17 protein-coding genes are annotated in these 12,288 nt (G+C 25.7%); 2 read left to right on the top strand and 15 right to left on the bottom strand.

Going from position 1 to position 12,288, the window contains the following annotated elements; all coding sequences use genetic code 4:
* Nucleotides 1–8: 8 nt before the first annotated feature.
* From rpsG to AAHM96_RS00290, 3 genes are all read right to left on the bottom strand, one after another.
* Complete coding sequence (rpsG, locus tag AAHM96_RS00300) at nt 9–476, bottom strand: 30S ribosomal protein S7 (protein ID WP_174481359.1); 468 nt, start codon at nt 474–476, stop codon at nt 9–11.
* Between the two features lie 14 nt (nt 477–490).
* Nucleotides 491–910 carry a 30S ribosomal protein S12 gene (gene rpsL, locus AAHM96_RS00295; protein ID WP_252320120.1) on the bottom strand — a complete coding sequence of 140 codons (420 nt, stop codon included), beginning with the start codon at nt 908–910 and terminating at the stop codon, nt 491–493.
* A 189-nt stretch (nt 911–1,099) separates the two neighbouring features.
* Nucleotides 1,100–1,738 (bottom strand): hypothetical protein, encoded by a 639-nt coding sequence (locus AAHM96_RS00290; protein WP_342273248.1) that lies wholly within the window; start codon nt 1,736–1,738, stop codon nt 1,100–1,102.
* Nucleotides 1,739–1,959: 221 nt separating this feature from the next.
* Between AAHM96_RS00290 and AAHM96_RS00285 the strand changes: the two genes are divergently transcribed.
* Nucleotides 1,960–2,274: an HU family DNA-binding protein gene (locus AAHM96_RS00285; protein ID WP_286641782.1), complete on the top strand. Its 315-nt coding sequence runs from the start codon at nt 1,960–1,962 to the stop codon at nt 2,272–2,274.
* A gap of 150 nt (nt 2,275–2,424) precedes the next feature.
* On the opposite strand, the gene AAHM96_RS00280 is transcribed toward AAHM96_RS00285, so the two are convergent.
* The 4 genes from AAHM96_RS00280 to AAHM96_RS00265 all read right to left on the bottom strand — a co-directional run bounded on the left by AAHM96_RS00280 (nt 2,425) and on the right by AAHM96_RS00265 (nt 6,031).
* On the bottom strand, nt 2,425–4,044 hold the full coding sequence (locus AAHM96_RS00280) for an MATE family efflux transporter (protein WP_342273247.1): 1,620 nt from the start codon (nt 4,042–4,044) through the stop codon (nt 2,425–2,427).
* 219 nt (nt 4,045–4,263) lie between these two features.
* Entirely contained in the window at nt 4,264–4,596 is a 333-nt protein-coding gene (locus tag AAHM96_RS00275) for a hypothetical protein (protein ID WP_342273246.1), read from the bottom strand.
* Between the two features lie 234 nt (nt 4,597–4,830).
* Nucleotides 4,831–5,620 (bottom strand): IS5 family transposase gene (locus AAHM96_RS00270; protein ID WP_342273050.1). Its coding sequence is split into 2 segments (ribosomal slippage): nt 4,831–5,358 and nt 5,360–5,620, totalling 789 coding nucleotides; the frame shifts between segments, so codons are not numbered across the junction.
* Nucleotides 5,621–5,713: 93 nt separating this feature from the next.
* Nucleotides 5,714–6,031, bottom strand: coding sequence for a hypothetical protein (locus AAHM96_RS00265; protein WP_342273245.1), 318 nt, complete (start codon nt 6,029–6,031; stop codon nt 5,714–5,716).
* 287 nt (nt 6,032–6,318) lie between these two features.
* Here AAHM96_RS00265 and AAHM96_RS00260 point away from each other — a divergent pair, with 287 nt between their 5' ends.
* Nucleotides 6,319–7,296, top strand: a complete 978-nt coding sequence (locus AAHM96_RS00260) for an IS3 family transposase (protein WP_342272797.1) — start codon at nt 6,319–6,321, stop codon at nt 7,294–7,296.
* A gap of 187 nt (nt 7,297–7,483) precedes the next feature.
* Here the strand turns inward: AAHM96_RS00260 and AAHM96_RS00255 are convergent, their stop codons facing one another.
* The 8 genes from AAHM96_RS00255 to AAHM96_RS00220 all read right to left on the bottom strand — a co-directional run bounded on the left by AAHM96_RS00255 (nt 7,484) and on the right by AAHM96_RS00220 (nt 12,288).
* Nucleotides 7,484–7,849 carry a hypothetical protein gene (locus tag AAHM96_RS00255; protein WP_342273244.1) on the bottom strand — a complete coding sequence of 122 codons (366 nt, stop codon included), beginning with the start codon at nt 7,847–7,849 and terminating at the stop codon, nt 7,484–7,486.
* 19 nt (nt 7,850–7,868) lie between these two features.
* Nucleotides 7,869–8,249, bottom strand: coding sequence for a hypothetical protein (locus AAHM96_RS00250; RefSeq protein ID WP_339042014.1), 381 nt, complete (start codon nt 8,247–8,249; stop codon nt 7,869–7,871).
* A gap of 178 nt (nt 8,250–8,427) precedes the next feature.
* Nucleotides 8,428–9,108 carry a 50S ribosomal protein L1 gene (gene rplA / locus AAHM96_RS00245; protein WP_342273243.1) on the bottom strand — a complete coding sequence of 227 codons (681 nt, stop codon included), beginning with the start codon at nt 9,106–9,108 and terminating at the stop codon, nt 8,428–8,430.
* A 1-nt stretch (nt 9,109) separates the two neighbouring features.
* Nucleotides 9,110–9,556, bottom strand: coding sequence for a 50S ribosomal protein L11 (rplK, locus tag AAHM96_RS00240; protein WP_342273242.1), 447 nt, complete (start codon nt 9,554–9,556; stop codon nt 9,110–9,112).
* Between the two features lie 176 nt (nt 9,557–9,732).
* Nucleotides 9,733–10,365 carry a transcription termination/antitermination protein NusG gene (nusG, locus tag AAHM96_RS00235; RefSeq protein WP_342273241.1) on the bottom strand — a complete coding sequence of 211 codons (633 nt, stop codon included), beginning with the start codon at nt 10,363–10,365 and terminating at the stop codon, nt 9,733–9,735.
* 19 nt (nt 10,366–10,384) lie between these two features.
* Complete coding sequence (secE, locus tag AAHM96_RS00230; RefSeq protein ID WP_342273240.1) at nt 10,385–10,816, bottom strand: preprotein translocase subunit SecE; 432 nt, start codon at nt 10,814–10,816, stop codon at nt 10,385–10,387.
* Nucleotides 10,817–10,827: 11 nt separating this feature from the next.
* Nucleotides 10,828–10,977 carry a 50S ribosomal protein L33 gene (gene rpmG / locus AAHM96_RS00225; RefSeq protein ID WP_174481441.1) on the bottom strand — a complete coding sequence of 50 codons (150 nt, stop codon included), beginning with the start codon at nt 10,975–10,977 and terminating at the stop codon, nt 10,828–10,830.
* A gap of 213 nt (nt 10,978–11,190) precedes the next feature.
* Entirely contained in the window at nt 11,191–12,288 is a 1,098-nt protein-coding gene (locus AAHM96_RS00220) for a hypothetical protein (protein ID WP_342273239.1), read from the bottom strand.

The following is a 12,288-nucleotide window of genomic DNA, read 5'->3' as shown; positions in this document are numbered from 1 at the left end:
CTCCTTTATTATCATTTATAGTGAGCAAAGGCTTTATTAGCTTCAGCCATACGATGAATTTCATCACGTTTTTTAATTGATGAACCATTACCAGTAGCAGCATCCATAATCTCAGCTGCAAGTTTATCTTGCATACTATTACCATATCTTGCTTGTGAATAAGAAACTAATCAACGAATTGCTAAAGTTATCTTACGAGTAGCACTAACTTCAATAGGAACTTGATAGTTTGCACCACCAATTCTTCGAGTTTTAATTTCTAATTGTGGTGTAATATTAGCAATTGCCTTTTCAAATACTTCTAATGGTACTTGTTGGGTTTTTTCTCCAACAATTTTAAAAGAATTATAAACAATTTTTTGAGCTACACTTTTTTTACCATCAATCATAATGGCGTTAATTAATTGAGTAACAATTTTTGAATCATAAATTGGATCAGCAACTAATTCTCTTTTAATAGCTTGATTTTTACGCATTTAGTTTTACCTCCTTATTTCTTATCTTTTGGTTTTTTAGTTCCGTATTTAGAACGACCTTGATTACGATTTACTACTCCGGCAGTATCAGAATACCCACGAATAACATGGTATCTAACTCCAGGTAAGTCTTTAACTCTTCCACCACGGATTCCAACAATAGCATGTTCTTGCAAATTATGACCTTCTCCAGAAATATAAGCAGTAACTTCCATACCGTTAGTTAAACGAGCACGAACAATTTTTCTTAAAGCTGAGTTAGGTTTTTTTGGTGTTCTTGTAGTAACTACAAGCGCTACACCTTTTTTTTGCGGACTGCTAATTGAAGAAGTTGTTTTTGTTAATGAATTATATGAAACATTTAACGCTGGTGATTTAGATTTGTATTTTTTATCTGTACGTCCTTTACGTAATAGTTGGTTCATTGTTGGCATTAATCGTTAGCCTCCTTTATGATTTTAAAGAATTAATTATATACACAATTCCTAGTGTATCAAAATTTAGTCCAATAAGTATAATACCATTTTTTAATATTAATAGTCAAATAAATTTTGAAAAATAATTAGAAAAAAATGACACAATTTAAATTGTGTCATTTTAATTATAATAAAATATTATATTTCTTATTCGTGTGCTGTTACACCAGTTAATTTAACAGCAACTGCAACATCTTTTGATTGCCCAAGTGTAACTTTAATATTAACTATATTATCTCCTACAGTTAAATCTGTATCTTCTTTATCAAAAGTAAATGTTGCTTCACTAGCTTTATCTTCATCAGTAACTTTTTTAATTGCTGCTGTAATAATATCTTTAGCATCACTTTGTTTTTGTGAATCATTTAATGATTTACCATCAACACCTTTTTCTAAAGCTGCTTTAATATCAGTTGTAACTTCAACATCTGTCTTTTTATGTGCTAATGTAAATGTAATAGTTATTGAATCACCATTATAAATTTTACCATCAGGAGTAACTACTGCACTAGTAATTGGATCTCCCTCTTTTTCAGGAGTATTAACTTTAACTGTAATACCATTTAAATCAATGTTTTTATTTTCTGGAACTGCTTTAATAGCTTCTTTAAGTTCTTTCTCAGTTGGTTTAGTAATATCAACAACTGAAATTGGACCTAATTCTTTCTTTTTTAATACTGTATCTAAATTAACTACAGTTTGATCACCACAAGCTACAACTGAAGTAGTAGCTACTGTTGTTAGGGCTAATGCACCCATAAGTCTTAATAAATTTTTCATTTGCATATCTTAGTACCTCCGAAATAGTTATTTACTTATTTTTTGAATTTTAACATACAAGAAAATGAATATAAAGATTTTTTCCCTTGTACTTATTAATTAACATATAAATTTATATATTCAAATCTTATTTTTTTACTAGTCTTTAATTTTCATTAAATAAGGTTTTTTTAAAAAATGTTATATAATAATAAGTATCATTTAAGGCATGTTTTTATAGCATACTTATGGTAATTGGTGAAGAAAGGGTTGAAAATTTTATGCAAAAAAGTCAGATAGCACGAGCTGTACAAAAAAAATTAGAATTATCAGAAAAAGAATACAAAGAAGTGTTAGAATTTATCTTAGATAAAATTGCTACTGCTTTAATTAAAGGAGAAAAAGTAACACTACGTAACTTTGGAACTTTTACTATTAAATACCGCAAAGCTCGACCGGGAGTAAATCCACAAAATTCAGAACCGATGGCTATTCCTAGAAAGCGAGTAGTTAAATTTAATTCTTGTAAAGCATTAAAAAAGAGAGTTAATGAAGGTAAATAAATATTTTATTTTAGGAATGACTTCAATCAAATATAGATTGTATATTCATTCCTTTTAATTTGTAAAATTAACAACCTTTTTTAATCTTAAATAATTAAAAAAAATACTCTGTTTTAAATGAGTATTTTTTATTTTCTTCATATATTAATATTAAGATATATTTTTATTAAGTACTTTTTTTTCTGATAAATTAGATATTTGCTTTTTTTTATCTTTAGTTGTATGAATAAATGGTTTAGATTTTCAAAATGTATAAATTAATAATGGTAATAATATAAAAGTAGCAAATAAATCAATAAAGCCAAGAAATAAATAAAAATAAAAACCATTATGAGAAACATGTGCAACATAATATCCTAAACCTAAACAAATAATTGACATTATAATTGTTCGTTGTAAACTAGCAAATAATGACAATTTACCACGATTAATTGATTGATAGAAAATAACAGCAACATAATGTAGTGTAGCTAATGGATAAAAAGCAAACTGCATAATAATATAAACTTTAAAGAATCTTGCCATTTCTAAATCTACGCCAAAGAAATGCATCATATATTGCCCCGCTATTACTACTAATAATACTGAAGCAATTAGCAACAATAAAAGTAATAAAGTTAAACGTCACATCAATTGTCAAACACGACTAAAGTCCTTTGAACCATAAACATAGCCAATTAATGCTCTTGCTCCCTGCGTAATTCCAATAATAGGTGCATTAATTAAAATTAACCAAGGCATAATACCACCATATAATTGAACAAAAACCGGAATACCAGTACTTCCTCCACCATGATAGTCTGGAGGTGGCAATGTATTTAAAATTTTAGTAGTAACCATTGCCAAAATACTTTGGGCAATATTTTGTAATAAAGAAGTTGCACCAATTAATAAAATGCCCGTTACTATTACTCATTTAAGTTTTAAGTGTGCTACTTTAAATCTTAAATTATCGGCACTATATCAAATAATACCTATTGAAAATAAATTAATGCTTGCTCAAGCAATAATAGTTGCATATGCAGTGCCTTCCATTCCTAATTTACCAGGAATAACAAAAATAAAATCTAAAGATATATTTACTAAACAAGCTGCAACATTAATTAAAATTGTTCATAACATCATTCCTTCACTACGTAACAATGAAACTAAAAAATAAGCAAAAAAAAGTAATGGTGTAGCAAGAATTAAAATTTGTGAAAATCTAACTGCTTCTTTAATTATTATTTCCCTAATTACTGGATTACTTCCAGCATCACTTCCAGCTTGAAATTCAATAATACCCTGACAACTAAAATACATAATGATCATAAGAACAATAGAAACTAAAAAAGATAATAGAAACCCATTTCCTAAATATTCTGACATTTGTTCTCGTTTATTTTGACCATATGCAATTGAAAACTTAATACCTGTTCCAGTAGCAACCATTAAAGCAAAGGAAACCATCATTGAAGAAGGAACAGCAGCATAAGTAGTAGCAATATTAATAATTTTTAATGCTTGTTCAGCAGTTATCATTATTCCTGAATTTTGATAATTATTATAACGATCAATAATACTTTGTCCACCTCATTGTGTAGCAATTCATTTATCAAAAATTTGATAAGTAGAAAAAATAATTACAGCAATTAAAGGTGGTGTGACCATAATAAAGATTGCTTTTCATGGATTTGCCGTGCTAAAAATAGCTTGTCTTTTCAACTTGTTTATTGAATTTCTTTCTGTTCGTTTATTGAAAGTAACTTTAGCAAGATTTTCTTTTTCCATAATATTATCCTTTCTAACAAAATTAATCTAATTAATATTATATTTTATAAAAGCTTATAACTAAAATATCTATTGCTGTCATAAATAAAAAACATGTTTAGTATTTTAAAAAATGTTAGAAGAAAAAAATTAAAATATAAATTTTTATAAAAAATATAATTACATTATAACCTAATAATAAATAAATATTTAAAAATAATCTCTTTAATTTATTTTTATTTAAAAACTATCATTACTTTCAATTGAAAAAACAATTGGTATTTTATTATTTTTTCACTTAGTTCCTGTATGAAAATCAGGAGTAATAATAACATAAACCATACCAACTTGTTGATAATAGTTATTAATTACATGTTTAGCAAATTTATCACTAAAATATTGAATTGTGAAATTACCAGTTAAAGGATCACTCTTTAATTGATTAGAAGTATTAATAACATTCTTATTAATTTGTTGATATGTTAAATTAGGATTAACAATAATTGGATCCATTCCTGATAAATCATTAATTGTATTTAAATCAGAACGCTTATCTGTTAAAGTTACTTTCAAAATGGCTGTTGTTCCTGTTCAATAAGAATCATTAACATCTGCTGTAATTTTAACTCAAATATCACCAGCAACCTGTTCTTCATCATCTGCTGCTACTTTTCCTTCTTCATCACTAAAATAATTAACAGTAAAACCAACTGCTAACTTATTTTTTCAAATAAAGATGGTTGATTATAAAATGAGGAAAATCGTTAATAATTAAAAGATAATAATTATTTTATTATAAGAACCTGTTTAAAATCTTTTTAATAAAATTGAAATAAAGGCAAGAACAACCATTTGTAAGCTAGTATTTAATTTTTTTTCACAATTTTTTCATAATCTTCTGCATTTTTCTAATCATGCAAAACTTCGTTCTACAACTCATCTTTTTGGTAATACTACAAAAGAATGTAATTCATTACGTTTTATAACTTCAACATTTGCATTTATAATTGTTTTAATTTTAGAAGCAAATTTTTCACCAGTATAACCAGCATCTACTAGTATTTTTTGAACTGCAGAAAGATTCTCTTTTTCATTTTCAATCATTATTATAGCACTATTACGATCTGTTTTTTCTGCTGTGGTTATGTAAATTGCATGTGGTAAACCTTGAGAATCAACAGCAATATGACGCTTTATTCCTGAAATCTTTTTACCAGCATCATAACCTTTATTTTTAGTAGTATCTGTATTTTTAACACTTTGTGAATCAATTATACAAAAACTAGTTTGTTCTTTTCTACCATTATTGATACGAAATGCCTTGACTAATTTTTTTTAAAACTAATTGTAATACACTAGGTTCTTTATTATTATTTTTACTTCAAGCTTGAAAATAATAATATACAATTTGTCATTTTGGAAAATTTTTTGGTAACATTCTTCACTGGCAACCACTTTTTAATACATATAAAACTGCACAAAATACTTCATATAAATCTAAACTTCTTGGTTTAGTTCTCTTTTTAGTATTTTCTAAAATTGATTTTATATTTTCAAATTGCTCTTTGCTAACATTACTAGGATAATTTTTACACATATATACCTCTTATTTTAAAATATATAATCATTTTATCCTATTCTCTAAAAGATTTTAAACAGGTTCTAAGAGAAAAAGATTAATTATAATAATTTAATGAATAATTGCTTTCTTTTTTTCTATAGCAAATACTTTAAATTTAAATAGTTTTACATACTGTCTTGATAAAAAAGCACAAAAGAAAATTAAAATTAACATCTTAACAAATGAGTAAATTATAGTAACAAAAAAATTATTATTTACAAATTCCACTGCTCTTCTAGCAACATTTAATCCAAATATTAAGCGCAATAATAAACCTGTCATAAATTCAACACTAATTACTTTATTAAAAGCAATATGGAAAAATAAAATAAAAGTAGTAGCATGAAATAAAAAGGCTAAAATTTTATTATAATTAATACTTAACATAATAAAAGGAATAAATAAAAATAAAGCTTGCAAAATTTCCATAATATCTCAATAAATTAAAGGAAAATAAAATATCATTCGACAACTAATAATAACAATAAATAAAGAAAAACTAAGTAATGAATAAACCACATTATCTTTTATCTTTTCTCAATTTATTCATGCCACTTAGCCACTTGCCACTTAGCCCTTTTTACTAGACCATTAATTTAAAAAACCTGAATGTATTCTAAAAACAATTGTGTTATATAATTAACACTAATTTTAACCTGAAAGGATTTTTATTAATGGATAAAATTAAACAAATAGCATTAGTAATTAACAAATTAAATATCAAAGAAAAAATTAAAATTATTGATGATTGTAAAAATCAATATTCAATTAGAAACCTATGTCAATATCTTCAATTAAACAGATCAACATATTACTTTTTAAAAAATAAACAAAAACCTATTAAAAAAGAAGAAAATCATATTATTAAATGCAATCATAAATATCAAAAAATATGCCAACTTTTAATCGAATTTCATTCTACAAGAAAAGGCAGAATTTATGGATATTTAAGAATTTTTTCAGCTTTTAAAGAGTGATTAAAACAAGAAAAAAATATCATTTTAAATATAGAATTATCAATAAAACAAATGCGAAAAATTATGAAAGAACACAATATTCAAGGATTAAAACAAACTAAAAATAACTATCCTAAAAACAAAAAAAATCCAAATAAGTGAATACCTACAATGGATAAAGTAAACAAAGATTATAAAAGTACAACCTCTTCAAATCAAATTTGATCAATGGACACTAAACAAATAAATACTAAAGAAGGATGATTATATCTTTTTGTAATTATTGATTTTTATTCAAATAATGTTGTTAGTTATAATATTGCTCCTAATAAATCATATCAGGATTTAATTCTTCCTGCTCTTGAAAAAATCAACAAACAATTTTCTTGAAATCAAATAAAAAATGTTATTTTACATTCAGATAACGCCAACGAATTTTATTGTCAAGATATCACAAAATGAGCAGAGGATAAACAAATAATTTTAAGCAAAAAACAACCTTATGATATTGGTGGTAATGTATTATCTGAAAACTGATTTTCTCATTTATCTCAAGAATGACTACCTAAAGGATCAAATCAATATTTATCGATCAATGAAGCTATAAATGATGTAAATCAATATGTTATGTTTTATAATTATGAAAGAATACATTCTAAATTTCTAAAACCACCAATTTTACAAATTAAAATTTAGAATTTTATATCAAAAATGGTCCAGTAATTAAGGGCCAACCACCATTTCTAAAACCACCAATTTTACAAATTAAAATTTAGAATTTTATATCAAAAATGGTCCAGTAATTAAGGGCCAACCACCCCCTTTTTAATGAAATAATGATTATTAAATTTTACTATAAATAAATTTATGAAGTAATTATATATTAAATTCTTGACTTTCATCATCCTCTAACTAATAAACTAACTCCAAGAACAAAACATATTGGTACAATAATGATTAAAAAAATAATTGCAAAATAAACTTGTTCAAAAGGATGAGAAACATAAGTATTTTTAGCCGCTTCTATATCTAGTTGATCTCAATTATAAAACAAATTAATAATACCATAGTGTTTTAAACTTCAAAAACCGTTACCAAGAAAATTATTATAGTGATCATTAAAAATAGCTATTCCAAATAGTATTAAACTAATTATTAGAAAAAGCAAAGTTAAAATACATAAGAATAATCCTAGTTTTTGCTTTCAATCCCAAGATGTAACTTTTTTATATTCTACATTTTTATCCATATTTAACACTTACTAAACACTAAGAATATAATCAACGTTTAAAATAACCAAATATTAAAGATAAAACACTAACACCAAAAAAGATAGCAGTTAAAATTACTGTAAATACAATTCCGACAACTACTTGCGCAAGAGGATAAGTTAAAAGTTTATCACTAGTAGCATCTGTTCACATTTGATCATAGCCAGCTTTGCTTAGAAAACTATCAAGTCCTCATACAGAAATAGCATGAAAGCCATTTCCGGCATATTGTGAACTTCCTCCACTTGGGGCTTTAAAATTGGCTGTTGCAATTAAAATTAGTCCTAATGCTAAACAGAGCAAACTAATTACCAGTGAGGCAAAGCCAATTTTTATTCCTCAATTTTGTTTCTTAAAAAGATTTATAAGATTTTTCATTAAGGTTTCTCCTTTACTACCTAATTATTTTATTGTTTTACCAAAATAATGTATTAATTGGTATTATCACAATAAATAAATTATAGCGTAAAATTTTTTTAAATATTAAAAAAATTATGAATAAAAACATAAAAAAATCATTAGTACTTTTACTAATGATTTTTTCTATATTATTATATTATTCTTCAATTAATACTTTAATACCAGGGCCCATTGCTGTAGTAATACTTATATTTTTAATATAAGCACCCTTAACTGCTGCGGGTTTAACTTTTCTTAAAGTGTTAAGAATTGCTAAATAATTATCTTTTAACCCTTCTTGTGCAAATGATACTTTACCAAAAATAACATGAATATTACCTTGTTTATCAACACGATATTCAACTTTACCTTTACGAATATCAGCTATTGCTTTTTGAACATCCATTGTTACTGTTCCTAGTTTTGCTGTAGGCATTAACCCTTTTGGTCCTAATACTCTACCAATTTTTCCTAATTCACCCATCATTTCGGGTGTTGCAATAATAACATCAAAATCAAATCAACCTTTTTGAATTTTTTCAATCATTTCCTTACCACCAACAAAATCAGCTTGACTTTCCATTGCCTCTTTTTGTTTAGTAGTAGTTATTACTAAAACACGTTGTGTTTTTCCGGTCCCTGCTGGTAAAACAATAGAACCACGTAACATTTGATCAGCATGTCTTGGATCAACATTTAAACGAAATGCTGCTTCAACTGTTGCATCAAATTTTAATGATGAAGTTTGTTTAGCTAATTCTAAAGCACGATCAATTGGATAAACTTTAGTGTTATCAACTAATTTTGCAACTGCAAGATATCTTTTACTTCTATTCATATTAAACAACTTGCTTTCCATCTTCAACAGTAATACCCATATTCTTGGCTGTTCCTGCAACAATTTTAATTGCATCTTCTAAAGAATAAGCATTTAAATCAGGTAATTTAATTTGAGCAATTTCTGTGATTTGAGCAATAGTAAGTGTTCCTACTTTTGTTAATTTAGCATTTGATGAACCTTTTGCAAGTTTCAATGCTCTTTTTAAAAGAAATGTTGTTGGTGCAGTTTTTATTTTAAAGTCAAAAGTTTTATCTTTATATGCTGTAATAAAAACTGGAATTGGAACTGGATTAACATCATCTTTTTGATCTTTGGTTTTATCGTTAAATTCTCTACAAAAACGTGGCATATCAATACCGAATGATGCTAAACTAGCACCTGGTTTGGCACTACCAGCTGGTAATTGAATAATACCTTCACGATTAATATTTTTTTTATCTGCCATGAGCAACTCCTCCTAAATGGATTCTCACTGTGGTCCAAACGAATAAATCTTCCACAAGTTTAAACATAATTAAAGTCTATTTATATATAAATAGTACTTTACAAATAATAACATCATTATAATTAGTAGTCAAATATATTTTAATTTTATTTTACATAAAAATTAAATAATTTAAACTAAACTTTAATTTTTTTACAACTATCATATTCTACTTTAATTTCGGTTTGACGACCAAACATATCAACAGAAACTGTTGCAACACCCTTATCTTCATCTAATTTAATAACTTGTCCTTCTCGGCCTTGTAAAGCACCAGAAGTAATATGAACAAAATCATTTAACTCAAAATCACGAATATTTTTTTTTGTCTCTTTAACTTTAGGTTGTAATGAATTTTTAGAATTACGATATAACATTTCATTAACTTCTTTAGTAGAAAGTGGAGTCGGTGGTACACCTTTACCACTAGAACCAATAAAACCATTAATCCCTGTTGTATTACGAATATCATATCAAGTATCTTCGGTTAAAATCATATGAATAAAAATATAACCAGGAAAAATATTTTTTTCAGTTATTTTTTTATCTTTATCTGGTATTGCTTCTTTAACAACCCTAACTTGAAAAATATTATCTTTTAAATTTAATTTTTTTTCAATTTTATTTTTCAAATCAGCAGCAACTTTATCTTCATGACCTTTGTTACAATTAACAATATATCATTGTGCTTGCTCAATTCGATGTTTATGTGTTTCTTCTAATGATGTAGTTTTCACTAAAGGGGTTTCTTTTTTTATTCTTTCGCTCATTTTTTGGCATCTCCATTTTTTACATTATTTTTAATAAAGGTAATACAAATAGTAATAACTGCTCAATTCCATAAAAGAATAGTGCTAAGACAGCAATAAATAATACTGTTGTAATAAATTTATTATTTAATTGTTTTCTTGGTGTTCAACGAGTTCTTCTAATTTCTCTTGATAAGTATAAGAAAAAATATTTATGATAAGTTCTCGCTTCTTTTTTATAATAAAAACGTTCTTCAGGCGTACGATTTTTACGTTCTTTTTCTCAAATTTCGCTAATATTAACCTTTTTATTTTTATCGGCTGTTCGTGGATCAAAACTTGGTTTTCCTTCAGAAGTTCTTTTTGTTCTTAAAGGTTTAATTTTACGTAAAATATTAAATTTACTTTTTAAAAGAGCAAATTTTTCAGGATTAATTTTTAGTTTTTCTTTTGATTTGTCTTCTGCACTCATGAAAATTTCTCCTAACGTGATTCCTTATGTAAAGTATGTTTTTGACAATGTTCACAATATTTTTTTAGTTCCATACGCTCTTTATATTTAATCTTATTTTTGTATGTATGATAATTACGATTTAAACACACAGTACAAATTAAAATTATTTTTTCGTTCATTAAATTCACCTAGAAAATTTAACCATTTTTAATTATATTATTATTTAAAATAAGTGTCAATTTTAAAATATTTTTATTTTAAAAACAAAGTTAAATTTTTAATCTTTCTTTAAAATTCATCATTTCTAAAATAATTGTACAAGAAAAAATAAAATAATAAATAAAAAATAATGTTTTTTTAAAAAAACATTATAATATAAAAAATAATTTTAATTAACTATTAATACTTCCTAAAAGTGGTTGTCTTTCATTAGGTTCTATGATAACTTCTGACATATCATTATTTGCATTTGTAACAAATTCCGGCTCAAACTCATAATCAGGAATTTTTAACTTTATTCTTTCCTGTTGACTATTATCTTCAATCTCTGTTACTAATTCTACCTTTTTATTTTCGGGAGTATAATTATCTATTCATTCTTTAAACATTGTTAATGTTGGTCTTCAATCTTTTATTTTTCCGAGTTTAACAAAACTAGGAATTGTTTTATCTGAATGTTTCATTTCAAACTTATCTCAATTATTTTTTTCTAAATACTCATATATTTCCTTTAAATCTTTATTACTCAAAATACCTTTATATAAAGAAAAACTTTTTGTAATGTGTTCTTTTCTTTCATTAATAATTTTAATAATAATTTCCTCTTTACTATTTGAAGTATTAGATTTACTCATTGTAGAAAAATATGTATGACTAACATCCATCATTGCTGAAATTGACATTAAATTTCCTCCCACAATATTACCATTTGTAAAATTAATGCCTGCAGTTGCAAAAGTAGTAAGTGATTTTAAGTATTCAATAGTTTTTGTTACTTTTTGAATTTTATATAAATCAAAACCTGATATTCCACTAAGCACTTTAACTAATCCATTTGTACCAGTAAATAATTTATTTAATGCAATAGAAATCATTTCTGGAGTTAATTCATTACTTACAGCATCTTCTGTTAATTGTTCAGCAATTTCAGAATAAAGTCTTTCATTATTTGGTGGTAAAGTAGGAAAAGTGGGTAAATTTGGCTCGGTAGTTGTACTACCACCAGTTTCATTTAAATTATACGCTTGTCAAATAACTCAACCACCAAATGCAGCATATAATATATCAGCTACTCCACTTTTAATTAATTGGTAACGTTTTTCAATATTACTATCCCTAGTAACAGACTTAAGTCCTGCTATTGTTAGTAGAACTCCTATTGTCGTATTACTTCAATTTTGTGCACTTAATGCTCCTGCTCTAACTGGACCATGAAGATTATTCAACACTTTTTGTACTTCTTTTCATGTTTCTTCTTTATTTATTTTCAT

Source organism: Spiroplasma endosymbiont of Acasis viretata, assembly GCF_964031275.1.
GTDB classification, from domain to species: domain Bacteria; phylum Bacillota_I; class Bacilli_A; order Mycoplasmatales; family VBWQ01; genus Spiroplasma_E; species Spiroplasma_E ixodetis_A.
This window is presented reverse-complemented; position numbering and strand designations above follow the sequence as displayed.